The sequence below is a fragment of the Lysinibacillus sp. FSL M8-0134 genome (genome assembly GCF_038069745.1).
Lineage (GTDB): Bacteria > Bacillota > Bacilli > Bacillales_A > Planococcaceae > Lysinibacillus > Lysinibacillus irui.
Genome location: NZ_JBBPAJ010000001.1, coordinates 3370023 through 3395604, shown reverse-complemented (window position 1 = coordinate 3395604; position 25582 = coordinate 3370023). Strand labels below are relative to the sequence as shown.

The following is a 25582-nucleotide window of genomic DNA, read 5'->3' as shown; positions in this document are numbered from 1 at the left end:
GTAGGGGTGTTCAGAAGTTGTTCAGTCATCTTTATTAAAATAATTACACTATTAAACAAAAAGGAGAGGGATCAAATGTTGAAACAATTGCTAGAGGACCGTATCGTTACATTAAGCTGTATCGAGATACCGTTTCAGCAGCATGTTTATAAAATGCAAAATTGTGTAGAAGTATTGGGAATTGAAGCAAAATCACTGCAAATTGAAAATGATAAAATTATTACAGGATACATTGTTGATCAGAGTATATTATTCAAAAGCTTACGTTTTGGGCAAACGACTATTATTTTTTCAGATGGTGTAAATAAAGCAATTGTACAATTATTTGTTCGTCCTTCAGGAGAAATTGTTGTAGAAGTAAAGCCGTATCTAGGGAATGCTGAAATTGTTACGGTGTATTATCGAACAATTTTAGCAGATACTGCTATAGCAATTGACCTAAAAGGTGCTTTGAAGCATTATTTGGTAGCCCATCAATTGATGAATATGGAAGATTCCATTGCTGAAGTACATTATCATTCCATGCATCCAAACGTTTTAAAGGATTCATTCGCTGGTAATTTTGTGTTAGGCTGTCATGTCGATGGTAGAGACATTCATAATGCAGAAGAATATGCTTTAGCGAATCGACAAGCAACATTACAATTTTCGAAAATCGTCATTCAACAGAATGGTAAAAGAAGGACCATTGCTTGTAACCGATTGCTCACTTTTATGATTACCAATCATGTCTTTGTGGGGTACGAGAATATCCCTGAAGATCTAAATGAAGTGAATAGTGATGACGGACGCAACCATTTAAAATTAGTATAAAAGAAAGCCAACTGCCTGAAATACGGCAATTGGCTATTTGTTTTTTTATGATTATATAGTGTTGTTTGGTCTTTCTCCGACATGTACCCAGTTAGTTTTTCCATCATCTTCATCGAATAAAATCGCTACTTTGGATACCCCTTTTTGACTTAATATGACCTCAGTTAAATGATCGCGAACATCATCTAAAAAAGCAAGTGATAGATGGGGGTCAGCTTCAGCAACTAATTCAACGTGTAAAAATTCCCCTTCTTTAATTACCTCAAGACGAACAATGTCTTTAATGTTCGGATCATCCATTACAAGGTGAGCGATATGATTTAACATCTCTTCATCTGTTTCTCCAATGACGCCGCGTGCATTATCGAGGAAAACCTTACCGACAACATAGAACATCATCGCCCCGATAATCATCGAAACAAGTCCTTCTATTCTGCCCCAACCTGTAAAATAAGCAATCACGATAGCGGCAAAGGCTAAAATATTCCCGCTTGTAGCGACTAAATCTTCCATAAAGACTAATTTAGTTGCAGGCTTTGCGCGATTTAAGAAAGGAAATGCTTTAATAATAGATGTGATTCCAGCTTTCTCTTGTCCTGCTTCATGTAGTACTTCTACAGCTGCTTTAGCCAGTACTGTGCCCTCTAAAACAATCCCTATTAACAATACGCCAAGTGCAATAAGTACCCCACTAGACTCACCGGCAGGGTGAATGAAATGATGCCAGCCTTCTTTTATTGTTTCATAAGAAAGTATAGCTACTATAATAACGGCGAATAGGCATACCAAATTGACAATACGGCCGAAGCCCCCGGGGAACTTTTTAGTAGGTGCCTTTTTTGAAAGGGCCGAACCTATATATACAAAAAATTGGTTTGCTGCGTCACCAAGAGAGTGCATCATTTCTGCAAACATGGCTACATTACCTGTAAAGAAAAAGGCGGCTCCTTTGATAATTCCTAAAAAGGCATTTACAAATGCCGCCATAAGGGAGGGTTTGTTGCCATCCTTTAGTAGTTTAAATAGTTCTGCCATAAAAAATCCTCCAACTAATTTAAAATTTCCATTTCGATTTTTTCTATATAGGATAGTTCTCGTAATGAACGATAAAATGACAATAAATTATCAGAAACAATTAAAGATAGACGTAAATCCAACTCGTGTAAAACACTATTATTTTTTAAATGTACATCTTTAATGCGAATATTTTCGATGATGATGTTGTTGTCCTTTAAAAATAATAGAAACGATTCTGTATTGTTGTCATCATCTATTTGCACTTTTAATAAAATCTCTCGCATGCGAATGCGTTTAGGACCAATTTTCATGAGAAAAGGCGATAGAATTTCGATTCCGAAAACAATAATCACAACAGCTAATGTTGCATCCATATAAAATCCTGCTCCAACGGCGATGCCGATACCAGCAGCTCCCCATATCATGGCCGCGGTTGTTAAACCTGTAATGCTGTCATTGCCTCGTCTTAAAATGACGCCTGCGCCAAGAAATCCAATCCCGCTAACGATTTGTGCAGCTAAACGAAGCGGATCCATCGTAATATTAATATCTTCTCTGGGAGGAGTTGAGTAGGCTGTTTCAATGGAGATGATGGTAAGTAAGCAGCTGAAAGTAGCGATCACCAAACTTGTCTTTAATCCAACTGGCTTCTTCTTTAATTCCCTTTCGATACCGATTACTAAACTTAATGTGGCTGCAATAACTAATTTTATGCCAACTTCATATGTAATCATATTTTCCAATAATGTTTCCATACACAACCCTCCATTGATATTTCGTATTGCTAAGAGATATGCAAGCTGTCATTATTATATGTGCCATTACTTTTTTGTATTGTACAACATGAAAGGAAGGAAATATAAGTATTTTTTATCTTGATACAGCAAGAATCTATTATTTCTGAAATGAAGCATTAGTATGGAATGCTCTCTCATTAATGGGAGGGTTACTTAATTGTTTTCTTTCGTAAGAAATAGGAGAGCGAAATTGATGGAGGTGATTTTATGGAGAAGCCGAAGATTCATCCGTACATTCCAATCGTAATTGGTGTTATTTCAGTATCTATGTCCGCTATTTTCGTGAAATTAGCATCAGCGGAAGCGGGCATTATAGCATTTTATCGTATGCTATTTTCGGTTTTAATAATGCTTCCATTGTTTTTGGGGAGATATTCAAAGGAGCTTACAACATTAAAGAGGCGTGATTGGCTTTTTTCCACAGCCGCGGGAATCTTTTTAGCATTTCATTTTATTTTATGGTTTGAGTCACTCAACTATACTTCTGTCGCAAGTTCAACAGTTCTGGTAACGCTACAACCTTTGTTTGCCTTTGTGGGGACATACTTTTTCTTTAAAGAAAAGATAACGATGAAAACAATCGTTGCTGGAACAATTGCTATTGCGGGAAGTATTTTAATTAGTTGGGGCGATTTTAAAGTAAGTGGGACAGCTTTTTACGGAGATATATTAGCGCTCATTGCTTGTGCACTTGCTACAGCTTATTTTTTATTAGGACAGGATGTACGCAAAAGATTATCGTTAATGACTTATACAATGGTTGTTTATGTAGTGAGTACAATTACTTTATTTATCTATGTACTAATTAAAGGAGAATCATTTGGACCGTATTCTTCTTCTGATTGGTTATGGTTTGTCTTATTAGCGTTAATACCTAATTTATTTGGTCATACTTTATTTAATTGGTCTATTAAATACGTAAGTACGAATGTTGTTTCAATAGCTATTCTCTTTGAGCCGGTTGGTGCAGCTCTTTTAGCATTGTGGATATTTAAGGAGTATTTAATCGTTACCCAAATCTTTGGTGGGTTAATTGTATTAGTAGGAATCCTATTGTTTGTAATTGATATAAAAAAGATCTTTAAATTTTTTATGAAAAATGCTTGATTTTAAAAATGATATATTATATATTATTACTTGTCCTTAACAAGAAGGAACACTTTAAAAAAGAATTTTAAAAAGTTGTTGACTTCTCGTTGAGAATGAGATATGATAGTAAAGTCGCTAAAACGACTTAAACAAAATGAACCTTGAAAACTGAACAAGCAAAACGTAATCAATAAAGTTTTGAGTAACTAGTTTCGGCTAGTGAACGAAACAAAATTTTGGACATCAAAATTGATGCCAGCAAAACAATTTGAGCTAATCAAATTTCTTTTATGGAGAGTTTGATCCTGGCTCAGGACGAACGCTGGCGGCGTGCCTAATACATGCAAGTCGAGCGAACAGAGAAGGAGCTTGCTCCTTTGACGTTAGCGGCGGACGGGTGAGTAACACGTGGGCAACCTACCTTATAGTTTGGGATAACTCCGGGAAACCGGGGCTAATACCGAATAATCTGTTCCACCTCATGGTGGAACACTGAAAGACGGTTTCGGCTGTCGCTATAAGATGGGCCCGCGGCGCATTAGCTAGTTGGTGAGGTAACGGCTCACCAAGGCGACGATGCGTAGCCGACCTGAGAGGGTGATCGGCCACACTGGGACTGAGACACGGCCCAGACTCCTACGGGAGGCAGCAGTAGGGAATCTTCCACAATGGGCGAAAGCCTGATGGAGCAACGCCGCGTGAGTGAAGAAGGTTTTCGGATCGTAAAACTCTGTTGTAAGGGAAGAACAAGTACAGTAGTAACTGGCTGTACCTTGACGGTACCTTATTAGAAAGCCACGGCTAACTACGTGCCAGCAGCCGCGGTAATACGTAGGTGGCAAGCGTTGTCCGGAATTATTGGGCGTAAAGCGCGCGCAGGCGGTCCTTTAAGTCTGATGTGAAAGCCCACGGCTCAACCGTGGAGGGTCATTGGAAACTGGGGGACTTGAGTGCAGAAGAGGAAAGTGGAATTCCAAGTGTAGCGGTGAAATGCGTAGAGATTTGGAGGAACACCAGTGGCGAAGGCGACTTTCTGGTCTGTAACTGACGCTGAGGCGCGAAAGCGTGGGGAGCAAACAGGATTAGATACCCTGGTAGTCCACGCCGTAAACGATGAGTGCTAAGTGTTAGGGGGTTTCCGCCCCTTAGTGCTGCAGCTAACGCATTAAGCACTCCGCCTGGGGAGTACGGTCGCAAGACTGAAACTCAAAGGAATTGACGGGGGCCCGCACAAGCGGTGGAGCATGTGGTTTAATTCGAAGCAACGCGAAGAACCTTACCAGGTCTTGACATCCCGTTGACCACTGTAGAGATATAGTTTCCCCTTCGGGGGCAACGGTGACAGGTGGTGCATGGTTGTCGTCAGCTCGTGTCGTGAGATGTTGGGTTAAGTCCCGCAACGAGCGCAACCCTTGATCTTAGTTGCCATCATTTAGTTGGGCACTCTAAGGTGACTGCCGGTGACAAACCGGAGGAAGGTGGGGATGACGTCAAATCATCATGCCCCTTATGACCTGGGCTACACACGTGCTACAATGGACGATACAAACGGTTGCCAACTCGCGAGAGGGAGCTAATCCGATAAAGTCGTTCTCAGTTCGGATTGTAGGCTGCAACTCGCCTACATGAAGCCGGAATCGCTAGTAATCGCGGATCAGCATGCCGCGGTGAATACGTTCCCGGGCCTTGTACACACCGCCCGTCACACCACGAGAGTTTGTAACACCCGAAGTCGGTGAGGTAACCTTTTGGAGCCAGCCGCCGAAGGTGGGATAGATGATTGGGGTGAAGTCGTAACAAGGTAGCCGTATCGGAAGGTGCGGCTGGATCACCTCCTTTCTAAGGATTATTTCGGAATACAAACCTAGGGTTTGTAAGATTACGTTTTGCGTTCAGTTTTGAAGGTTCATTCTTCCGAATGAAATACTTCAAAACTTGTTCTTTGAAAACTGGATAAAACGACATTGAAATTGTAACAAACACATTTATTTTTTAAGTTTTTTATAGGCTTAATAACATTAGTAAGGTTTCAAGACACAAGCAGTTCTAGGAAGCAATCGAGTGAATGAAGGAGCGTACTTCAGTACGTGACTGATTGAACGAGTGAAGCTGACAACGAAATGCGATGTGTATTGAAAGCTGTAGGTTAAGTTATTAAGGGCGCACGGCGAATGCCTTGGCACTAGGAGCCGAAGAAGGACGGCACTAACACCGATATGCTTCGGGGAGCTGTAAGTGAGCTTTGATCCGGAGATTTCCGAATGGGGGAACCCACTACGTTTAATCGCGTAGTATCTTGACGTGAATACATAGCGTCTTGAAGGCAGACCCAGGGAACTGAAACATCTAAGTACCTGGAGGAAGAGAAAGAAAAATCGATTCCCTGAGTAGCGGCGAGCGAAACGGGAAGAGCCCAAACCAAGAGGCTTGCCTCTTGGGGTTGTAGGACACTCTATACGGAGTTACAAAAGAGCGAGTTAGATGAAGCGACTTGGAAAGGTCCGCCAGAGCAGGTAAAAGCCCTGTAGTCGAAAGTTCGTTCTCTCCTGAGTGGATCCTGAGTACGGCGGAACACGTGAAATTCCGTCGGAATCCGGGAGGACCATCTCCCAAGGCTAAATACTACCTAGTGACCGATAGTGAACCAGTACCGTGAGGGAAAGGTGAAAAGCACCCCGGGAGGGGAGTGAAAGAGATCCTGAAACCGTGTGCCTACAAGTAGTTAGAGCCCGTTAATGGGTGATAGCGTGCCTTTTGTAGAATGAACCGGCGAGTTACGATTACGTGCGAGGTTAAGCTTTAGAAGGCGGAGCCGCAGCGAAAGCGAGTCTGAATAGGGCGAAATAGTACGTGGTCGTAGACCCGAAACCAGGTGATCTACCCATGTCCAGGGTGAAGGTAAGGTAACACTTACTGGAGGCCCGAACCCACGCACGTTGAAAAGTGCGGGGATGAGGTGTGGGTAGCGGAGAAATTCCAATCGAACTTGGAGATAGCTGGTTCTCTCCGAAATAGCTTTAGGGCTAGCCTCGTGATGAGAATACTGGAGGTAGAGCACTGTTTGGACTAGGGGGCCATCCCGGTTTACCGAATTCAGACAAACTCCGAATGCCAGATATTTATACACGGGAGTCAGACTGCGAGTGATAAGATCCGTAGTCAAAAGGGAAACAGCCCAGACCACCAGCTAAGGTCCCAAAGTAATCGTTAAGTGGAAAAGGATGTGGCGTTGCACAGACAACCAGGATGTTGGCTTAGAAGCAGCCATCATTTAAAGAGTGCGTAATAGCTCACTGGTCGAGTGACGCTGCGCCGAAAATGTATCGGGGCTAAACGATTCACCGAAGCTGTGGATTGACATCTACGATGTCAGTGGTAGGAGAGCGTTCTAAGTGCGTTGAAGTCAGACCGGAAGGACTGGTGGAGCGCTTAGAAGTGAGAATGCCGGTATGAGTAGCGAAAGACGGGTGAGAATCCCGTCCACCGTATGACTAAGGTTTCCTGAGGAAGGCTCGTCCGCTCAGGGTTAGTCGGGACCTAAGCCGAGGCCGACAGGCGTAGGCGATGGACAACAGGTTGATATTCCTGTACCACCTCCTCACCGTTTGAGAAATGGGGGGACGCAGTAGGATAGGGTAAGCGCGCTGTTGGTTATGCGCGTCCAAGCAGTAAGGCGTGTGTGTAGGCAAATCCGCACACTGTAACGTTGAGCTGTGATGGCGAGTCCGTATGGACGAAGTTCCTGATTTCACACTGCCAAGAAAAGCCTCTATCGAGGTGAGAGGTGCCCGTACCGCAAACCGACACAGGTAGTCGAGGAGAGAATCCTAAGGTGTGCGAGAGAACTCTCGTTAAGGAACTCGGCAAAATGACCCCGTAACTTCGGGAGAAGGGGTGCTCTTGAGCGTGCAAGCGCATGAGAGCCGCAGTGAATAGGCCCAGGCGACTGTTTAGCAAAAACACAGGTCTCTGCAAAACCGTAAGGTGACGTATAGGGGCTGACGCCTGCCCGGTGCTGGAAGGTTAAGAGGAGTGGTTAGCGCAAGCGAAGCTGCGAATTGAAGCCCCAGTAAACGGCGGCCGTAACTATAACGGTCCTAAGGTAGCGAAATTCCTTGTCGGGTAAGTTCCGACCCGCACGAAAGGCGTAACGATCTGGGCACTGTCTCAACGAGAGACTCGGTGAAATTATAGTACCTGTGAAGATGCAGGTTACCCGCGACAGGACGGAAAGACCCCGTGGAGCTTTACTGTAGCCTGATATTGAATTTTGGTACAACTTGTACAGGATAGGTAGGAGCCAGAGATCTCGGAGCGCCAGCTTCGAAGGAGGCGTCGGTGGGATACTACCCTGGTTGTATTGAAATTCTAACCCATGCCCCTTAGCGGGGCAGGAGACAGTGTCAGGCGGACAGTTTGACTGGGGCGGTCGCCTCCTAAAAGGTAACGGAGGCGCCCAAAGGTTCCCTCAGAATGGTTGGAAATCATTCGTAGAGTGTAAAGGCACAAGGGAGCTTGACTGCGAGACCTACAAGTCGAGCAGGGTCGAAAGACGGGCTTAGTGATCCGGTGGTTCCGCATGGAAGGGCCATCGCTCAACGGATAAAAGCTACCCCGGGGATAACAGGCTTATCTCCCCCAAGAGTCCACATCGACGGGGAGGTTTGGCACCTCGATGTCGGCTCATCGCATCCTGGGGCTGTAGTCGGTCCCAAGGGTTGGGCTGTTCGCCCATTAAAGCGGTACGCGAGCTGGGTTCAGAACGTCGTGAGACAGTTCGGTCCCTATCCGTCGTGGGCGTAGGAAATTTGAGAGGAGCTGTCCTTAGTACGAGAGGACCGGGATGGACACACCGCTGGTGTACCAGTTGTCTTGCCAAAGGCATCGCTGGGTAGCTATGTGTGGACGGGATAAGTGCTGAAAGCATCTAAGCATGAAGCCCCCCTCAAGATGAGATTTCCCATTACGCAAGTAAGTAAGATCCCTCAAAGACGATGAGGTAGATAGGTTCGAGGTGGAAGTGTGGTGACACATGGAGCTGACGAATACTAATCGATCGAGGACTTAACCAAATTGTTTGAAGCAGTCAATGTACGTTTATCCAGTTTTGAAAGAACAACTCTTTCATAAGAGCTTCAATACCTTGTGTATTTTAAAGCTTAAAATAATGGAACTTCTGCTAAGAACGCAACATCCATGTTGCAACGCAGAAGCCAGCACATCCATGTGCAAGTCTAGTGATGATGGCAAAGAGGTCACACCCGTTCCCATACCGAACACGGAAGTTAAGCTCTTTAGCGCCGATGGTAGTTGGGGGCTTCCCCCTGTGAGAGTAGGACGTCGCTAGGCATAATACCCAGGAGGATTAGCTCAGCTGGGAGAGCACCTGCCTTACAAGCAGGGGGTCGGCGGTTCGAGCCCGTCATCCTCCACCATATGCCGGTTTAGCTCAGCAGGTAGAGCAACTGACTTGTAATCAGTAGGTCGTGGGTTCGATTCCTATAGCCGGCACCATTTTTTCGAGCCATTAGCTCAGTTGGTAGAGCATCTGACTTTTAATCAGAGGGTCGAAGGTTCGAGTCCTTCATGGCTCACCATTTTGAAATAATAATAAGCGGGTGTGGCGGAATTGGCAGACGCACTAGACTTAGGATCTAGCGCCGCAAGGCGTGGGGGTTCGACTCCCTTCACCCGCACCATTATTTTCATTGCCAGATAAAAAAACTTATGCACATGCGGAAGTAGTTCAGTGGTAGAACACCACCTTGCCAAGGTGGGGGTCGCGAGTTCGAACCTCGTCTTCCGCTCCAAATGTGCCGGGGTGGCGGAACTGGCAGACGCACAGGACTTAAAATCCTGCGGTAGGTGACTACCGTACCGGTTCGATTCCGGTCCTCGGCACCATTTATTATGCGCCCGTAGCTCAATTGGATAGAGCGTCTGACTACGGATCAGAAGGTTATGGGTTCGACTCCTGTCGGGCGCGCCAAAAGAACGAACGGGAAGTAGCTCAGCTTGGTAGAGCACTTGGTTTGGGACCAAGGGGTCGCAGGTTCGAATCCTGTCTTCCCGACCATTTCCTAAAATTATGGGGCCTTAGCTCAGCTGGGAGAGCGCCTGCCTTGCACGCAGGAGGTCAGCGGTTCGATCCCGCTAGGCTCCACCATAGTAAATAACCAGTATAAAGATCCTGGCGGCGTAGCTCAGCTGGCTAGAGCGTACGGTTCATACCCGTAAGGTCGGGGGTTCGATCCCCTCTGCCGCCATCTTAAAGGACCTTTAGCTCAGTTGGTTAGAGCAGACGGCTCATAACCGTCCGGTCGCAGGTTCGAGTCCTGCAAGGTCCACCATTTATATAGTGTAACGGAGGTATACCCAAGTCTGGCTGAAGGGATCGGTCTTGAAAACCGACAGGCGGGTAACACCGCGCGGGGGTTCGAATCCCTCTACCTCCTCCAGTTTTAAATTTTTATAAATGGTGCTTTAAAAACTCGAAACAGAATATCATTATCGCGGGGTGGAGCAGTGGTAGCTCGTCGGGCTCATAACCCGAAGGTCGTTGGTTCAAATCCGGCCCCCGCAACCAAAAGGTCCCGTGGTGTAGCGGTTAACATGCCTGCCTGTCACGCAGGAGATCGCCGGTTCGATCCCGGTCGGGACCGCCATTATTATAATGAAAAACATGAGAAGCAAAAGAGTGAGCAAGCTTAGCATGGACGAAATGGGTCAGTAGCTCAGTTGGTAGAGCATTAGATTGAAGCTCTAAGTGTCGGCGGTTCGATTCCGTCCTGACCCACCATTTATGCGGGTGTAGTTTAATGGTAAAACCTCAGCCTTCCAAGCTGATGTCGTGGGTTCGATTCCCATCACCCGCTCCAAGGGCCTATAGCTCAGCTGGTTAGAGCGCACGCCTGATAAGCGTGAGGTCGATGGTTCGAGTCCATTTAGGCCCACCATTATTCCGAAGTAGCTCAGTTGGTAGTAGCACCTGACTGTTAATCAGGTTGTCGCAGGTTCGAGTCCTGCCTTCGGAGCCATTTTTTATTTGGGGAAGTACTCAAGAGGCTGAAGAGGCGCCCCTGCTAAGGGTGTAGGTCGGGTAACCGGCGCGAGGGTTCAAATCCCTCCTTCTCCGCCATTGGCCCGTTGGTCAAGTGGTTAAGACACCGCCCTTTCACGGCGGTAACACGGGTTCGAATCCCGTACGGGTCATACTAAAAAACAGTAGCTGCATTTGCAGCTACTGTTTTTTTCATATTTAGATAGATATATAATTACTCATTATTTAGTGCGCTTTCATCCATATATACTACTTCCCAAATATGCCCATCTACATCTTGGAATCCCCAGCCGTACATAAATCCGTGATCTTGTGGTTCACTGTAAGGTTTACCACCAGAGGCTAGTGCTTTATTTACTAATTGATCTACTTGTTCTCGGTTTTCAGCGGAAAGACATAATATCGCCTCTGCAGAAGTAGCTGTATCTGCAATCTCCTTCTTTGTAAATCCTTTGAATCGTTCTTCTACCATTATTAATGCAAAGATATTTTCGCTAATAATCATTGAAGCTGTTGTTTCATCACTAAATTGTTGATTGAATTCAAAACCTAAGTCTTTAAAAAAGTTGATTGATTTGTTAAGATCTTTTACTGGTAAATTGATAAATATATTTTTTCCAACATCCTTAATGAAAAAGTATAAGTCATATCAAAAAATGAACGACGTTTTTCATAACTCCTTAACTTTACAAAAAAAGCAGAAATATTGATACAACAACATGTCTGCTTTTAAAATTCTTCTTGTTACCCCCGTACAAGCATTCTTTCAAGTGAGCTAAGTGCTTCAGCGGTAGTATGTTCATCTACTTGTATACGATTATGAGGTTGCCCCTGTTCAATACTTTCAAGACTCCATAGTAAATGTGGAAGGTCTATTCGGTTCATAGTTAGACAAGGACAAAAATTTTCATTTAGCGAAATAATATGTTTATCTGGATGTTGCTTAATGATACGATTGACAAGGTTCATTTCTGTTCCAATGGCCCATGCAGATCCGCTTGGTGCTCGATTGATTGTATCAATAATGTATTTTGTCGAGCCGGCATCATCAGCTGCTGCAACAACTTCACGACTACATTCTGGATGAACAATAATTCTCATTGTGGGATGTTCTTTGCGAATGACTTCCGTATGTTGAACTGTAAACCCCTCATGCACAGAACAGTGACCCTTCCACAGAATAACCTGGATGTTTTCAAGTGATTCCTTAGTTTCGAGCATATTTTTATGAGGATTCCAAACGGCCATATTTTCAAGGGGAATACCTAAATCATAGGCGGTATTTCTCCCTAAATGTTGATCGGGTAAAAAGAAAATACGCTGTTTTTGTGTAAATGCCCATTGAACAAGCTCCCTTGCATTCGATGATGTAACACAGGCACCACCATGTCGTCCCGTAAAGGCTTTAATGGCCGCGGTTGAATTGACATAAGTTAGAGGAATAATCGTATCGCCAAAGAGCTGTTGAAGGATTGGCCATGCTTGTTCTGTTTGATAAATATTCGCCATATCAGCCATCGAACAGCCTGCACGCATATCTGGTAAATAGACATGTTGCTGTTTCATTGTCAGCATGTCTGCCGTTTCTGCCATAAAATGTACACCACAAAATACGATATGTTCAGCCTCCTTATTAGCGGCAGATAATTGAGCTAGTTGTAGAGAATCACCAGTTGCATCAGCAAATTGAATAACCTCATCTTTTTGATAATGGTGTCCTGGGATAAAAAGTTTAGAGCCTAATTTTTTCTTTATTGCTAAAATACGAGATTCCATTTCCTCTACGGATAATGTCCGATAATGCTCAGGAAGTAGTGTCGTCTGTTGTAATAAACTAGTGATGGACAAGGGAATGAGCTCCTTTCATTTGAACAAGTGCACTAATATCAAAAGCTTTGACAGAATGGGTTAATGAACCAAGTGAAATCCACTGAACACCTGACTGTGCATAAGCCTTTAAATTATCCAGTGTGATACCCCCTGAAGCTTCTGTTGCAATAGTAGGGGGGACAGAAGGAAGCCAATCTCGAATTTCTTCTGGACTGCGGTTATCAAACATAATGATATCTACTCCAGCAATGATGGCTTCATCTAGCTGTTCCTTTGTTTCAATTTCTACTTCAATTTTCACGGTATGACCGACTTTCTCTCTAGCGGTCTGAACAGCTTTTGTTATACTACCTGCAAAGGCAAGATGATTATCTTTTAACATGATGGCATCATACAGTCCATTTCGATGATTAAAAGCACCACCGACTCTCACTGCATATTTATCAAGCATACGCATGCCAGGCATTGTTTTACGAGTATCACATATTTTCGCATGCGTACCTATCGTTTCTTGGACTGCTTGGTGAGTAGCTGTTGCAATGGCAGACATACGTTGAATAAGATTTAAGATGACACGTTCGCCTATTAACAATTTTTGTAAGGGACCTTTTATCACGGCTAGTATATCGCCTGCATCTACTGTCTCTCCATCCTTTTTATGAAGATAAATTTCCATAGAACAATCTAGTAGAAGAAAGCCATGCTCAATAATGAGAGCTCCGCAAAAAATTCCTTTTTCTTTAGCATAAAACGAAAAAGATCCCTGTTGTTCGGCTGAAAAAATAAATTCACTCGATAAATCCCCATCACCTAAATCTTCATTAAAAAACTGTTTGAGCATTTCCTCGAGTTTGATGATATTCATACAATGAGTTCCTCACTTTCAATTGTCCTTGCGAAAAAATAATCCACCGGCTTGCCCATTGTGCATCCATTTCGGATTTATCTGTACGTATGTGGGCACCACGTGTTTCAGTTCTTATAATGGCCGCATGTGTCATCAGTGTTGCGACAACATGCATCATAAATAGTTCCAATTCTGCTTGCTCCATACCCTCTAGATTAGTGTGAAGAAGAGATTGTAGAGAGGGGAGTTGCTGAACAAAGTACTGTAAATCATCGATATTTCTAACGATGCCTACAAACTGCATCATACGTTGCTGTAATTGCTGTTTGCTAAATAAAGGTGGTTTTTTATCAGCATATTGAGGTTGGTCAAGTAAAAAATTTTTTTGATGACAACCTTGTTGAATAATGAAATACGCCATTTTTTGACCAAATGTAATGCCCTCCAATAGAGAATTACTTGCTAAACGGTTCGCTCCATGGACACCTGTACAAGCCACTTCACCAACTGCATATAAGTTTGGGATAGTAGTTCTACCGTTGTCATCAGCAATAACACCACCCATTAAAAAATGACTACCTGGAGCCACAGGGATTAAACCATCTTGCAAATGAACTTGATTGTCATAGCAGAGCTGAGCAATTGCTGGGAATTTTGCATCAAAGTTTTGGATGGTGGCAATATCAATAAACGTTTCCTCCCCAGCAGCACGTTTAGTAAATAGTGCGTGTGCCGTAATATGCCTAGGGGCTAAGTCACCTTGTGGATGTAAGCCTTTCATAATAGGTTTACACTGTGCATCTACAAAGGTACCGCCTGCACCTCGTACAGCTTCGGAGATTAAACCTTTTGCCTTATTTTCACACCATAGTAAACTTGGATGAAACTGCATAAATTCCATATCACTGATCGCAGCGCCTGCACGAAATGCTAAAGCAATACCATCTCCTGTATTGTTTGGATAATTGGATGTGCTTGAATAAAGTGCACCTGCACCTCCTGTGGCTAAAATAACATGATGAGCCAAATAGCGTTTAATCCCTTTTTCGCCTTTAGTGAGTACACCTATACAATCACCATCTGTATTCAGTAAAAGCTCATAAGCCATTTCATAACAATTGACCTTTGTTTTGGGTGAAAGTTTATGAAGCAAATAATCTATGAAAATTTGACCAGTTCGATCACCACCTGCATGTAAAATACGATGATGACTATGTGCCCCCTCTAGTCCTAGAACAGGTTTTCCATCGAGGTGACGATCAATTGGGAGACCAGTTTTTAAATAGTTCTGCATAATTTTAGTGCCGTCTTCTATAAGTGTTTCCACATTTCTTTTTTCATGATGATATTCTCCAGCTTTCAATGTATCAGCAATATGATGTTTAATATGATCTTCTTTGCTTGTAACGGCTGCTATACCACCTTGTGCACGATAAGAGCTACTCATATAAACAGAAGATTTTGTAACAATTTGTATTTGAAAATGTTCTTCGAGTAGTAAAGCAGCCTGAAGTGCCGCAATACCACTGCCGATGATAAGGACGTCTGTCTTTACATCCATAGTTATACCTTCTTTACAATTGTCTTGACACCTATCTTTACATAAAATAAAAAAGAAAACAAGACCCGATGAATTAGAGAGGAAGAAGATGATGATTTATATGGATTATGCTGCAACGTCACCTATGATGAAGGAAGCTCTTGATGCATATATAGGGGTAGCGCAGCGTTATTATGGAAACAGTTCAAGTCTTCATGATCTAGGAGGACAAGCGCATTATTTCGTGCAACAGTCAAGAGAAGTTGTAGCGCAAGCTCTAGGCGTAACTAGCGATGGTATTATTTTCACTGGGAGCGGAACAGAAGGAAATATTATGGCCATCTTGTCATTAGCACTAGCCTCTAAAAAAGGGAAGCATATTATTTCATCTCAAGCTGAGCATACGTCAGTGCACGCAGCTTTGAATACACTTGAGAAAATGGGGTATGAAGTGACAAAATTGCCGTTAAAGAAGGATGGTTGTATTGATTTGCAGGAACTTCAAAAAACAATACGATTAGACACGGCTTTGATTACCATTCAACATGTTAATTCAGAGATTGGCTCCATTCAGCCTTTGAAGAAAATAATAGAGCTGGCAGGAGAATCAGGTGTTTACTGTCATATTGATTGTGTTCAGTCATTTGGAAAATTAGCTATACCAAAAGGAATAGATGCTATTACAATTTCGGCTCATAAAATAGGTGGGCCAAAGGGGTGTGGTGCGGTTTATCTAAATCCCTCCATCCGCGTGCAAGCATTAACACCAGGTGTGACACATGAGAGAGGTTTAAGAGGAGGTACATTAGATACGCCTGCAATTGTGGCCTTTGCAGCTGCAATTGAAAACTATCAATATGAATTAAAACATTATGTGATGTTAAGAGGAGTTTTAAAAAGTAAACTGCCTGAATCATGCAAGCTAATAGAATGTAAGCAGCAATTACCTAATATTTGTGGTGTAATGATGGATAGATTAGAGGGCCAATATGTTCTTTTAAAGCTGAACGAGTCGGGAATCTGTATCTCTACAGGTAGCGCATGTGATATTCATAGTGAATCTGGAACGAAGGCTATTTTATCGATGGGTTTTTCTTTGGAAGCAGCACGTCAATTTTTTAGAATCTCTTTTGGCCCTTCGACAACAATTGAAGAAATTACAAGATTAACAATAGAGCTTTCAACCATTTCATTAGATAACAAGTGAGGGAAATCATAAGGCCTTCACTTGTTTTATTATAGATTTTAGGCTATAAAACATATCAAGAAAAATAATTGTTTTCTTTTGAAACAACAATTGATATAATATTTTGCAGGGCAATATTTTCTCTTACTTAACAAAAATATCTTTAAAAAGTAATAATTTCTTTTTTTTATAAAAAAGTATTGCACAATGTTAAAAAACGTTATACAATAATTCTTGTCTTGAAGGACAGGTAAACAACTTCAAAACAAGATACATAAAATAGTCTAGTGATGATGGCAAAGAGGTCACACCCGTTCCCATACCGAACACGGAAGTTAAGCTCTTTAGCGCCGATGGTAGTTGGGGGCTTCCCCCTGTGAGAGTAGGACGTCGCTAGGCATAATACCCAGGAGGATTAGCTCAGCTGGGAGAGCACCTGCCTTACAAGCAGGGGGTCGGCGGTTCGAGCCCGTCATCCTCCACCATATGCCGGTTTAGCTCAGCAGGTAGAGCAACTGACTTGTAATCAGTAGGTCGTGGGTTCGATTCCTATAGCCGGCACCATTTTTTCGAGCCATTAGCTCAGTTGGTAGAGCATCTGACTTTTAATCAGAGGGTCGAAGGTTCGAGTCCTTCATGGCTCACCATTTTGAAATAATAATAAGCGGGTGTGGCGGAATTGGCAGACGCACTAGACTTAGGATCTAGCGCCGCAAGGCGTGGGGGTTCGACTCCCTTCACCCGCACCATTATTTTCATTGCCAGATAAAAAAACTTATGCACATGCGGAAGTAGTTCAGTGGTAGAACACCACCTTGCCAAGGTGGGGGTCGCGAGTTCGAACCTCGTCTTCCGCTCCAAATGTGCCGGGGTGGCGGAACTGGCAGACGCACAGGACTTAAAATCCTGCGGTAGGTGACTACCGTACCGGTTCGATTCCGGTCCTCGGCACCATTTATTATGCGCCCGTAGCTCAATTGGATAGAGCGTCTGACTACGGATCAGAAGGTTATGGGTTCGACTCCTGTCGGGCGCGCCAAAAGAACGAACGGGAAGTAGCTCAGCTTGGTAGAGCACTTGGTTTGGGACCAAGGGGTCGCAGGTTCGAATCCTGTCTTCCCGACCATTTCCTAAAATTATGGGGCCTTAGCTCAGCTGGGAGAGCGCCTGCCTTGCACGCAGGAGGTCAGCGGTTCGATCCCGCTAGGCTCCACCATAGTAAATAACCAGTATAAAGATCCTGGCGGCGTAGCTCAGCTGGCTAGAGCGTACGGTTCATACCCGTAAGGTCGGGGGTTCGATCCCCTCTGCCGCCATCTTAAAGGACCTTTAGCTCAGTTGGTTAGAGCAGACGGCTCATAACCGTCCGGTCGCAGGTTCGAGTCCTGCAAGGTCCACCATTTATATAGTGTAACGGAGGTATACCCAAGTCTGGCTGAAGGGATCGGTCTTGAAAACCGACAGGCGGGTAACACCGCGCGGGGGTTCGAATCCCTCTACCTCCTCCAGTTTTAAATTTTTATAAATGGTGCTTTAAAAACTCGAAACAGAATATCATTATCGCGGGGTGGAGCAGTGGTAGCTCGTCGGGCTCATAACCCGAAGGTCGTTGGTTCAAATCCGGCCCCCGCAACCAAAAGGTCCCGTGGTGTAGCGGTTAACATGCCTGCCTGTCACGCAGGAGATCGCCGGTTCGATCCCGGTCGGGACCGCCATTATTATAATGAAAAACATGAGAAGCAAAAGAGTGAGCAAGCTTAGCATGGACGAAATGGGTCAGTAGCTCAGTTGGTAGAGCATTAGATTGAAGCTCTAAGTGTCGGCGGTTCGATTCCGTCCTGACCCACCATTTATGCGGGTGTAGTTTAATGGTAAAACCTCAGCCTTCCAAGCTGATGTCGTGGGTTCGATTCCCATCACCCGCTCCAAGGGCCTATAGCTCAGCTGGTTAGAGCGCACGCCTGATAAGCGTGAGGTCGATGGTTCGAGTCCATTTAGGCCCACCATTATTCCGAAGTAGCTCAGTTGGTAGTAGCACCTGACTGTTAATCAGGTTGTCGCAGGTTCGAGTCCTGCCTTCGGAGCCATTTTTTATTTGGGGAAGTACTCAAGAGGCTGAAGAGGCGCCCCTGCTAAGGGTGTAGGTCGGGTAACCGGCGCGAGGGTTCAAATCCCTCCTTCTCCGCCATTGGCCCGTTGGTCAAGTGGTTAAGACACCGCCCTTTCACGGCGGTAACACGGGTTCGAATCCCGTACGGGTCATACTAAGTGCAGTAGATGAATTTCATCTACTGCACTTTTTAATTTTAGTCATAGATTTATAATATAGCTACCATAAATTAAAGCCTACACAGGATAGTTTAATCTGTGTAGGCTTTTAATTTTACTAAGAAGCTATGAAATTCTACGTCCTTTTCCATATGGAATGCATAGAGGTGTACCAAATATTGGATCTGTCGTCATTTGGCAATCAAGGTCAAACACATGACTAACTAAATCAGTTGTCATAATTTCTTCTGGTTTACCTTGACGATAGACACCACGATCACGGACAGTAATAATATGATCGGCATAGCGACATGCGAGATTAATATCATGTAATACCATAATAATCGTTCGCTTTTGCTGTTGGTTTAACTCGTACAATAAATCTAAAACTTCTATCTGATGAGTTAAATCTAAGTATGTCGTAGGCTCGTCCAAAAGAATAATATCCGTATCTTGAGCAAGCGTCATAGCAATCCAAGCACGTTGACGTTGTCCTCCTGATAGCTCATCCACTGGTCTATCTTGTAAATGTTCTGTGCCTGTTGCTCTTAAGGCATTTAATACGATTTCTTCATCCTTTTCCGTCCACTGTTGACGCCAGCTTTGGTAAGGATAGCGACCTTGCTTCACAAGCTGTAGGACAGTTAGGCCTTCTGGTGCAACAGGGGATTGGGGAAGAATCGAAAGATTTCTAGCCACCTGCTTTGTTGATAATTTAAAAATATCCTCTCCATCTAATAGAACGGAACCTTTTTTAGGTTTTAATAATCGAGCGATGGAGCGTAGGAGTGTGGATTTACCACAGCCATTCGCTCCAATTAATACAGTAATTTCATTCAAAGGGATAGATAAATTGAGATCTTCGATAATATTGGAATCACCATAACTTAATGTAAGGGATTTGGTTAATAACGATTCAGTCATGTAGTATAGACTCCTTTATTTATTAGGATTTCTAAATAGTAAATAGATAAAATAGGGAGCACCAATGGCAGCGGTAAAGACACCAGCGGGTACTTCTAACGGGCTAAAAGCAGTACGACCAATAATATCTGCTATCATCACAAGCAATGCTCCGATTGCTGCAGATGCAGGAATAAGTACACCGAATGATGAACCAACAATGCGTCGTGCAATATGAGGTGCCATTAATCCTACAAACCCAATGGCGCCAGCAAATGCTATAGCACTCGCTACTAGACTGGAACATAATAGGATTAAGTAAAGGCGTGTTTTTTGAACAGATTGCCCTAGGCTTGACGCTGTATCATCACCTAGTTCTTGAACATTTAACTGTCGTGTAATAAAGAATGTAATAAGTAGTAGAACGATGATCAATGGTACAACGATTTGTACTTGATCCCAATCTGCACTTTTGACACTACCCGTAATCCATTTATTCGCTTCACTTGCTTGATAAATTGGCCCGATAATCATTAACATGGTAGTAATAGCTTGCATAAAAGCTGACACGCTAATACCGATTAAGACAAGACGATTTGGTGTGACACCATCTTTCCAAGCAAATAGATAGACAATACATCCGACAACAGTAGCTCCTATAAAGCCTGCTAATGGTAACCATTCTATACTAACTGTTAAAGAGTGATTAGAATCACTGAAAATAGCTAAGAATCCAACAACTGCTGTACCACCACCAGCTGATATCCCGATAATATCAGGTGAGGCAAGTGGATTTTTTACGATTCCTTGTAAAATGGCACCTGCTACGGCTAACGCCATTCCAGCAAAGGCAGCAATGAAAATCCGAGGCATTCGGAAATCAATAATGATTAGCTGATCAAAATCTGACCCGTAACCAAGAAAAGCTTGTAAAACCTTTAATGGATTGATGAAAGAATCACCAAATGATGCACTAAAAAAGAAAACAGCAACTGCTAGTAGACTAATCACCATTAATTTTTTTGCAGCTTGTACATCTAATAAAAAAGAAAATTTTTGTTGAAGTAAACGAATTGTTTTTACATGTTTCATTTATTTTTTCCACCTTTTCGCGCAAGGTAAATAAAGAATGGTGTGCCAATCATAGCCGTCATAACTCCTACTGGAACTTCTTGGGGCATAATAATATAACGAGCCGCAACATCAGCCAGCAATAAAAGTATCCCTCCAAGTAACGCAGCCATAGGAATAAGCCATCGATGATCAGTGCCGACAAACTTTCGCGCAAAATGGGGAACGACAATGCCAATAAAACCAATGGGACCAGCAATCGCAACAGCGCCACCTGCTAAAAAAATAACGATAAGTCCTACTAAGATTTTCATCAGCCCTAATCGTAATCCTAATCCTCTTGCTACATCATCGCCAAGAGCAAGAATATTCATTTTGGAAGAAATAATGAGTGCTGCTATCCATCCGATTACTAAATAAGGAAGAACAGAAAGTAGAATTTCAAGTTTTCTACCTTGTACAGAGCCAGCTAACCAAAACAATACTTGATCGAGTTCAGCTTCATTAGTAGCGAGTAAACCTTGTGTAAATGAAGCAAAAAGTGCACTAATGGCAGCCCCTGCTAAAGTGATTTTCACGGGAGTAACAGCATCCCTACCTGAAAAACTAATCGCATAAACGGATAAAGCAGCGATTGCTGCACCTAGAAATGCGATCCATGCAAAAGATTGCAGGCTGGAAATATGGAAAAAAATCATGGCAAAGACAACAGCAAAGCCTGCACCTGCATTGATACCCAAGATTCCTGGAGAGGCTAATGGATTTTTTGTTAAGGTTTGCATAAGCACGCCTGTAATAGCTAACGAAGCACCAACACAGCTGGCTATAAGTGCTCTTGGAATACGAACATTTTGAATAATAATATGCTCATTTGAATTGTTAAATTGTATAAAAGATTCATAGGTCGTTTGAATAGAAGTATTCGCATAACCGTAAACAATACTAATCCCCATACAAAGAAGTAAGAGAACAACCCCTACTAGTAAAGCCATTATCTTGGAATAATTATTTTTTAATATCATATTGAACTATACTCTTTTCTAAAAAATTACTAAATTAATGATTGACATTAATAGATACATACAATACGATTAATATCGATCTTAGATGAAAGTGATTTTCATTCTCGTCTAATATGCCTAAACATTTTATCATATACAATGGAGGAAGAAAAGGTGCAAAAAGCATTTCAAAAACTATTAGTTTTGCTAGCTGTTATGGCTATTTTTGTGCTAGCAGCATGTGGCGATTCTAAAGATACTACCAAAGATGAAAAATCAAAAGAAAGCAATGCATACAGTGTCGAACATGCAATGGGTACAACTGAAGTAAAAGATACACCAAAGCGTATCGTTGTTTTAACAAATGAAGGAACAGAAGCATTATTAGCACTAGGAATTAAACCAGTAGGTGCAGTACAATCTTGGACAGGCGATCCATGGTATGATCACATTAAGGATCAAATGGACGGTGTGGAAGTTGTCGGTATCGAACATGAAATTAATATCGAAAAAATCGCTTCTTTAAAGCCAGATTTAATCATCGGTAATAAATTACGACAAGAAAAAGATTATGCGAAGCTTAGCAAAATTGCGCCAACTGTGTTTTCAGACACATTACGTGGTGATTGGAAAGAGAACTTTAAATTATACGCAAAAGCAGTAAATCAAGAAACAAAGGGACAAGAGGTGCTAAAAGCCTACGAAGATAAGTTACTAGCGCTGAAAGAAAAGCTTGGAGAACAAACAAACCAAGAAGTTTCATTTGTACGCTTTATGGCAGATAAATCTCGTATCTATTACACAGATTCATTCTCAGGCGTTATTTTTGATGCTTTAGGATTTAAACGTGTGCCAGCACAAGCAGATTTATTTAAAGATAATGCAAAATTAGGTAACTTAGCGATTGAAGTAGGAAAAGAAGCAATTCCTCAAATGGATGGGGATGTTATTTTCTACTTCACGTACATGCCAACAGGTGATGATTCAGCATTATCAACTGAACAGGAGTGGACACAAGATCCACTTTGGAAAAACCTAACGGCTGTTCAAAAAGGCAATGCACATAAAGTAGATGATGTTATTTGGAATACTGCTGGAGGCATTTTAGCAGCCAACATTATGCTAGATCAAGTGGAAGAAATTTTTGTTAAATAATTAATCATTTAACTATACATTCATCGGCATTAGATGAATGTATAGTTTTTTTATTTCTTATAAAAAATGATAGACGAAGAAGTTGATCATGAAGGGAAAATTTGAGGTAGTAAGTGCAAGAAAAAGTGTCTAACCTTTGAGACACTTTAAAAGCATTCCGATTGATTGTTTTTTTCCTTGTTTTCGAATGACAAAGAAATTATTAGTGAATGGTAATGTGAGAAATTTTAAAAGCACCGTAATCATCTGTTATAACTGTATAGGTTTTATAGCGATCATAGAATTGGTAATTCCCTTGTGCATCATAAAAATCAAATGTTTCATTCATATCCACGAAATATTGACCATTTGAATATTGTACATCTAGCACTTCATTATTAGTAAAATAGAAGTAATGTCCTTGATAGGCAATTTCATTAATATATTTCTCTAGTTCTTGATAAGCTGAACTGTCAGGTGCAAGCATATCAATAATCCAATAAAAATCACCTTCATTCAGTGCCATCTCGTAATAGAGACGGAATGCTTGCACGAATTGCCCTGCTAGCAAAGCATCTGTTTCGTTAGTGGATTTTGTTTCAATAGTGGATTGTTGACTATTTTCATAAACATTCGCAACAGCACGAACCTCATTTGCAGAAAGTGGTTTAGCAACCCATCCTTCAAATTGGTCAAGCATACTGTAAAGAGGGATGGAGAAAGCAAAGTTAGTACTTGTTTCAGTTGTGTAAAGTAGAGAATTAATCCCTATGACATTGCCTGTATTGACATCAACCAATGGGCCACCGCTACTCCCCTTATCAATTTGTGCATCTACCTGATAAATTTGCTTATAAATAAAGTTTTCAAGCTTCATGTCCCGTTTATTGCCTGTTATATAGCCAATAGATGCTGAATTTTCAAAGCCTTGTGGACTACCAAATGCAATAACCTCTAAGCCAATAGGTGATTCGGTTGTTTCAATTCCCAACGGTTGTGTGTCTTGATAGCTAGGTGCATGAATTAAAGCAATGTCGTAGCGGTCTGATATACCGATAACCGTTCCTGGTGATTCTTGACCATTGGCATTACGAAGCGTGACATCCACTTCTCCTTGAACAACATGTGCATTTGTAATAACATAACCACCCTTTTTATACAGGAAGCCAGAACCTTGACTATTGTTACTGAGGACCGTGAATACCTTTTGTTGAATTTCCTTTATTAGGGTGACACGATCAACCTGCTGTGCATGAGCTTCTTGTTTTTTTGTGAGTTCTTCAGAGGAAACTTGCTGTGTATTTACCTGTTGCTTATCATTTACTTCTGAGTAAGTAGTAGTTTGATTCTTTTTATCAGTGAAAAAGTCCCAATATGCATAGCCTAGTCCACCGATGGCAAGAAAGCAGACCGATAATACGATAATTGCCCATGTTGGGATACCTTGTTTTAATAATGATGAATTCATAAGTTTACTGCCACAATCAGAGCAAAATTTGCTGTCTGAAAGATTCTCATGCTGACAATTTGGACACTTCATCCTATCACGCTCCTGTGAAATATTTACTATTCATATCGGCAAGTAAAAATTGCTTTATAGGTATTTATGGAATTATATGAACTGAAAGGATGAATATGGTTTAGAAAATTTATTTTCATTTTGCTATTGACCTTAACGTTGCGTCAAAGTTTACAGTAGCATTAGTGGGAGGTGACAACATGGAATATACAATTCAAGAGCTAGCCCAAATGTCGGGAGTTAGTACGAGAACATTACGCTATTATGATGAAATTGGGCTGCTGAAGCCAGCTAGAACCAATGAGGCAGGCTATCGATTTTATGGCCAATATGAAATTGATATGCTACAGCAGATTTTATTTTATCGTGCATTGGATATGAAGCTAGCAACGATTCAGGCCATTATTCAGGCGCCTAACTTTCAACATGCCGAGGCGCTAAAAACACATAGAGCTGCTTTGCTTCAACGCAAGGAGCAGCTTGAAACCATCTTGCAGACAGTAGAAAAAACAATACAATCCATTGAGGAGGAACGACCAATGTCAAATGAAGAAAAATTTAAAGGTTTTAAAGAAAAGTTAATCGAGGATAATGAAAAGCAATATGGCCAAGAAATTCGCGCCAAATATGGAGATGAAACAGTGGATGCTTCGAATGCTAAGCTGATGAATATGACAGAACAACAATATCAAGCAATGCAGCAGTTAGAGCAGCAAATGTTTGAGCGTTTAGCAGAAGCAATGGAGCTTGGTGATGCTACAAGTGACTTGGCGATGGAAGTAGCTGAGTTGCATAAACGCTGGCTGAGCTTTACGTGGAAGGAATATTCAACAGAGGCACATGCTGGGCTAGCTCAAATGTATATCTCGGATGAACGTTTTACTGCTTACTATGACGAGCGAAGTGCGACGGGAGCAGCACAATTTTTACATGATGCGATTATAGCTTATACGAGGAAATAAAAGCATCCTTATTGCTGACATGTTTTAGAAATCGTAAATGAGGAAAATATGAAGGCATGAGGAGGGGATTTTTATGGATCAACAAGTTATGCAAAAATTTAAAAGACAACTAGAGCAAGAATTACAAACAATAGAACAACGAATAAAGGAATCGGAGCGACCACAAGCGACAGAGCTATCGAATTATGATAATCATCCAGCTGATAATGCTAGTGATTTAACGGATCAACTTACAGAAATGGCTATTGATGAACATCGCGGTGATAATGCAGAGGAAATAAAAGAAGCCCTTCAAGCAATGGCTGACGGCACATACGGCAAATGTGCGGTATGTGGTAAAGAGCTTCCAATTGGTCGTTTAGAGGCAATGCCGCAAGCTCTGACCTGTGTGGAGCATGCGGAAAAGAAAGAAGACAATTTACGACCAGTGGAAGAAGATATTCTTTCTTCAATGCCAAAGTCAGATGATTTTATTGAGCTTGAGGAATTTGGCTCTTCCGATACGCCACAGGATAAAATTTAGTCTGTTTTTCCTCATGGAAGCA

The 25582-nt window shown here is 42.2% G+C and carries 16 protein-coding genes, 40 tRNA genes and 4 rRNA genes; 50 read left to right on the top strand and 10 right to left on the bottom strand.

All coding sequences use genetic code 11. The features are described from left to right. Positions 1-75 precede the first annotated feature (75 nt). Positions 76-813 (top strand): hypothetical protein, encoded by a 738-nt coding sequence (locus tag MKY49_RS17360; RefSeq protein ID WP_341386720.1) that lies wholly within the window; start codon positions 76-78, stop codon positions 811-813. A 51-nt stretch (positions 814-864) separates the two neighbouring features. On the opposite strand, the gene MKY49_RS17355 is transcribed toward MKY49_RS17360, so the two are convergent. Next, a complete protein-coding gene (locus MKY49_RS17355) occupies positions 865-1848 on the bottom strand; it encodes a cation diffusion facilitator family transporter (RefSeq protein WP_274794201.1) in 984 nt (327 codons plus the stop codon). Between the two features lie 14 nt (positions 1849-1862). Then, a complete protein-coding gene (locus MKY49_RS17350; protein ID WP_274794200.1) occupies positions 1863-2585 on the bottom strand; it encodes an MgtC/SapB family protein in 723 nt (240 codons plus the stop codon). Between the two features lie 249 nt (positions 2586-2834). Between MKY49_RS17350 and MKY49_RS17345 the strand changes: the two genes are divergently transcribed. The 24 genes from MKY49_RS17345 to MKY49_RS17230 all read left to right on the top strand — a co-directional run bounded on the left by MKY49_RS17345 (position 2835) and on the right by MKY49_RS17230 (position 10928). After that, positions 2835-3734 carry a DMT family transporter gene (locus tag MKY49_RS17345; RefSeq protein WP_322612048.1) on the top strand — a complete coding sequence of 300 codons (900 nt, stop codon included), beginning with the start codon at positions 2835-2837 and terminating at the stop codon, positions 3732-3734. 269 nt (positions 3735-4003) lie between these two features. Continuing rightward, positions 4004-5555: ribosomal RNA gene (locus MKY49_RS17340) — 16S ribosomal RNA — on the top strand. A gap of 305 nt (positions 5556-5860) precedes the next feature. Next, a 23S ribosomal RNA gene (locus MKY49_RS17335) occupies positions 5861-8788 on the top strand. Positions 8789-8949: 161 nt separating this feature from the next. Further along, a 5S ribosomal RNA gene (rrf, locus tag MKY49_RS17330) occupies positions 8950-9065 on the top strand. Together the 16S, 23S and 5S rRNA genes with 20 tRNA genes alongside form the textbook arrangement of a ribosomal RNA operon. A gap of 10 nt (positions 9066-9075) precedes the next feature. After that, positions 9076-9151, top strand: a tRNA-Val gene (locus MKY49_RS17325). A gap of 3 nt (positions 9152-9154) precedes the next feature. Continuing rightward, positions 9155-9230 (top strand) — tRNA-Thr (locus MKY49_RS17320). Positions 9231-9237: 7 nt separating this feature from the next. Then, positions 9238-9313, top strand: a tRNA-Lys gene (locus MKY49_RS17315). A 17-nt stretch (positions 9314-9330) separates the two neighbouring features. Beyond that, positions 9331-9415: transfer RNA gene (locus tag MKY49_RS17310), tRNA-Leu, on the top strand. A 36-nt stretch (positions 9416-9451) separates the two neighbouring features. Then, positions 9452-9526, top strand: a tRNA-Gly gene (locus tag MKY49_RS17305). 5 nt (positions 9527-9531) lie between these two features. Further along, positions 9532-9620, top strand: a tRNA-Leu gene (locus MKY49_RS17300). Between the two features lie 8 nt (positions 9621-9628). Beyond that, positions 9629-9705: transfer RNA gene (locus MKY49_RS17295), tRNA-Arg, on the top strand. A gap of 10 nt (positions 9706-9715) precedes the next feature. Next, positions 9716-9792: transfer RNA gene (locus MKY49_RS17290), tRNA-Pro, on the top strand. A 14-nt stretch (positions 9793-9806) separates the two neighbouring features. Then, a tRNA-Ala gene (locus tag MKY49_RS17285) sits at positions 9807-9882 on the top strand. A gap of 26 nt (positions 9883-9908) precedes the next feature. Beyond that, a tRNA-Met gene (locus MKY49_RS17280) sits at positions 9909-9982 on the top strand. Between the two features lie 7 nt (positions 9983-9989). After that, positions 9990-10066 (top strand) — tRNA-Ile (locus MKY49_RS17275). Between the two features lie 15 nt (positions 10067-10081). Continuing rightward, a tRNA-Ser gene (locus MKY49_RS17270) sits at positions 10082-10174 on the top strand. A 53-nt stretch (positions 10175-10227) separates the two neighbouring features. After that, positions 10228-10302: transfer RNA gene (locus MKY49_RS17265), tRNA-Met, on the top strand. Positions 10303-10305: 3 nt separating this feature from the next. Further along, a tRNA-Asp gene (locus MKY49_RS17260) sits at positions 10306-10381 on the top strand. A gap of 58 nt (positions 10382-10439) precedes the next feature. Further along, positions 10440-10515 (top strand) — tRNA-Phe (locus tag MKY49_RS17255). A gap of 5 nt (positions 10516-10520) precedes the next feature. Beyond that, positions 10521-10594, top strand: a tRNA-Gly gene (locus MKY49_RS17250). 1 nt (position 10595) lies between these two features. Next, positions 10596-10672 (top strand) — tRNA-Ile (locus tag MKY49_RS17245). Positions 10673-10676: 4 nt separating this feature from the next. Next, a tRNA-Asn gene (locus tag MKY49_RS17240) sits at positions 10677-10753 on the top strand. Between the two features lie 10 nt (positions 10754-10763). Further along, positions 10764-10854 (top strand) — tRNA-Ser (locus MKY49_RS17235). A gap of 2 nt (positions 10855-10856) precedes the next feature. Further along, positions 10857-10928: transfer RNA gene (locus MKY49_RS17230), tRNA-Glu, on the top strand. Positions 10929-10990: 62 nt separating this feature from the next. On the opposite strand, the gene MKY49_RS17225 is transcribed toward MKY49_RS17230, so the two are convergent. The 4 genes from MKY49_RS17225 to nadB all read right to left on the bottom strand — a co-directional run bounded on the left by MKY49_RS17225 (position 10991) and on the right by nadB (position 15014). Continuing rightward, positions 10991-11407, bottom strand: a complete 417-nt coding sequence (locus MKY49_RS17225) for a VOC family protein (protein WP_341386947.1) — start codon at positions 11405-11407, stop codon at positions 10991-10993. Positions 11408-11520: 113 nt separating this feature from the next. Further along, entirely contained in the window at positions 11521-12624 is a 1104-nt protein-coding gene (nadA, locus tag MKY49_RS17220; protein WP_274794197.1) for a quinolinate synthase NadA, read from the bottom strand. Continuing rightward, a complete protein-coding gene (nadC, locus tag MKY49_RS17215) occupies positions 12611-13471 on the bottom strand; it encodes a carboxylating nicotinate-nucleotide diphosphorylase (protein ID WP_341386718.1) in 861 nt (286 codons plus the stop codon). The genes nadA and nadC overlap by 14 nt, the downstream gene beginning before the upstream one ends. After that, complete coding sequence (nadB, locus tag MKY49_RS17210; protein ID WP_274794195.1) at positions 13428-15014, bottom strand: L-aspartate oxidase; 1587 nt, start codon at positions 15012-15014, stop codon at positions 13428-13430. Before nadB ends, nadC begins: the two co-directional genes overlap by 44 nt. A gap of 91 nt (positions 15015-15105) precedes the next feature. Here nadB and MKY49_RS17205 point away from each other — a divergent pair, with 91 nt between their 5' ends. From MKY49_RS17205 to MKY49_RS17100, 22 genes are all read left to right on the top strand, one after another. Then, positions 15106-16200: a cysteine desulfurase family protein gene (locus tag MKY49_RS17205; protein WP_341386946.1), complete on the top strand. Its 1095-nt coding sequence runs from the start codon at positions 15106-15108 to the stop codon at positions 16198-16200. A gap of 262 nt (positions 16201-16462) precedes the next feature. Further along, a 5S ribosomal RNA gene (gene rrf / locus MKY49_RS17200) occupies positions 16463-16578 on the top strand. 10 nt (positions 16579-16588) lie between these two features. Then, a tRNA-Val gene (locus tag MKY49_RS17195) sits at positions 16589-16664 on the top strand. Between the two features lie 3 nt (positions 16665-16667). Next, a tRNA-Thr gene (locus MKY49_RS17190) sits at positions 16668-16743 on the top strand. A 7-nt stretch (positions 16744-16750) separates the two neighbouring features. Then, positions 16751-16826, top strand: a tRNA-Lys gene (locus tag MKY49_RS17185). A 17-nt stretch (positions 16827-16843) separates the two neighbouring features. Next, a tRNA-Leu gene (locus MKY49_RS17180) sits at positions 16844-16928 on the top strand. Positions 16929-16964: 36 nt separating this feature from the next. Beyond that, positions 16965-17039 (top strand) — tRNA-Gly (locus MKY49_RS17175). A 5-nt stretch (positions 17040-17044) separates the two neighbouring features. Further along, positions 17045-17133 (top strand) — tRNA-Leu (locus MKY49_RS17170). Between the two features lie 8 nt (positions 17134-17141). After that, positions 17142-17218, top strand: a tRNA-Arg gene (locus MKY49_RS17165). 10 nt (positions 17219-17228) lie between these two features. Beyond that, a tRNA-Pro gene (locus tag MKY49_RS17160) sits at positions 17229-17305 on the top strand. 14 nt (positions 17306-17319) lie between these two features. Next, positions 17320-17395, top strand: a tRNA-Ala gene (locus MKY49_RS17155). Between the two features lie 26 nt (positions 17396-17421). Then, positions 17422-17495, top strand: a tRNA-Met gene (locus MKY49_RS17150). Positions 17496-17502: 7 nt separating this feature from the next. Continuing rightward, positions 17503-17579 (top strand) — tRNA-Ile (locus MKY49_RS17145). Positions 17580-17594: 15 nt separating this feature from the next. Continuing rightward, positions 17595-17687 (top strand) — tRNA-Ser (locus tag MKY49_RS17140). 53 nt (positions 17688-17740) lie between these two features. Beyond that, positions 17741-17815, top strand: a tRNA-Met gene (locus MKY49_RS17135). A gap of 3 nt (positions 17816-17818) precedes the next feature. Beyond that, positions 17819-17894, top strand: a tRNA-Asp gene (locus MKY49_RS17130). A gap of 58 nt (positions 17895-17952) precedes the next feature. Continuing rightward, positions 17953-18028 (top strand) — tRNA-Phe (locus tag MKY49_RS17125). Between the two features lie 5 nt (positions 18029-18033). Next, positions 18034-18107, top strand: a tRNA-Gly gene (locus MKY49_RS17120). 1 nt (position 18108) lies between these two features. After that, positions 18109-18185: transfer RNA gene (locus tag MKY49_RS17115), tRNA-Ile, on the top strand. A gap of 4 nt (positions 18186-18189) precedes the next feature. Further along, positions 18190-18266: transfer RNA gene (locus MKY49_RS17110), tRNA-Asn, on the top strand. A gap of 10 nt (positions 18267-18276) precedes the next feature. Continuing rightward, positions 18277-18367 (top strand) — tRNA-Ser (locus tag MKY49_RS17105). A 2-nt stretch (positions 18368-18369) separates the two neighbouring features. After that, positions 18370-18441, top strand: a tRNA-Glu gene (locus MKY49_RS17100). Between the two features lie 132 nt (positions 18442-18573). Here the strand turns inward: MKY49_RS17100 and MKY49_RS17095 are convergent. Genes MKY49_RS17095 through MKY49_RS17085 form a run of 3 tightly spaced genes read right to left on the bottom strand, consistent with a single transcriptional unit; the run spans position 18574 to position 21443 of the window. After that, on the bottom strand, positions 18574-19371 hold the full coding sequence (locus MKY49_RS17095; RefSeq protein WP_274794194.1) for an ABC transporter ATP-binding protein: 798 nt from the start codon (positions 19369-19371) through the stop codon (positions 18574-18576). A 15-nt stretch (positions 19372-19386) separates the two neighbouring features. Beyond that, entirely contained in the window at positions 19387-20442 is a 1056-nt protein-coding gene (locus tag MKY49_RS17090) for a FecCD family ABC transporter permease (RefSeq protein ID WP_341386717.1), read from the bottom strand. After that, on the bottom strand, positions 20439-21443 hold the full coding sequence (locus MKY49_RS17085; RefSeq protein ID WP_274794192.1) for a FecCD family ABC transporter permease: 1005 nt from the start codon (positions 21441-21443) through the stop codon (positions 20439-20441). The genes MKY49_RS17090 and MKY49_RS17085 overlap by 4 nt, the downstream gene beginning before the upstream one ends. A gap of 138 nt (positions 21444-21581) precedes the next feature. Here MKY49_RS17085 and MKY49_RS17080 point away from each other — a divergent pair, with 138 nt between their 5' ends. Beyond that, the gene (locus MKY49_RS17080) at positions 21582-22577 is read left to right on the top strand and encodes an ABC transporter substrate-binding protein (protein WP_274794191.1); all 996 of its coding nucleotides are present in this window, start codon (positions 21582-21584) and stop codon (positions 22575-22577) included. A gap of 202 nt (positions 22578-22779) precedes the next feature. On the opposite strand, the gene MKY49_RS17075 is transcribed toward MKY49_RS17080, so the two are convergent. Then, entirely contained in the window at positions 22780-24096 is a 1317-nt protein-coding gene (locus MKY49_RS17075; protein WP_274794190.1) for a trypsin-like peptidase domain-containing protein, read from the bottom strand. A 179-nt stretch (positions 24097-24275) separates the two neighbouring features. Between MKY49_RS17075 and MKY49_RS17070 the strand changes: the two genes are divergently transcribed. Next, positions 24276-25037 carry a MerR family transcriptional regulator gene (locus MKY49_RS17070; protein ID WP_274794189.1) on the top strand — a complete coding sequence of 254 codons (762 nt, stop codon included), beginning with the start codon at positions 24276-24278 and terminating at the stop codon, positions 25035-25037. A 73-nt stretch (positions 25038-25110) separates the two neighbouring features. Then, positions 25111-25560, top strand: a complete 450-nt coding sequence (locus MKY49_RS17065) for a TraR/DksA C4-type zinc finger protein (protein ID WP_312506646.1) — start codon at positions 25111-25113, stop codon at positions 25558-25560. Positions 25561-25582: the final 22 nt, after the last annotated feature.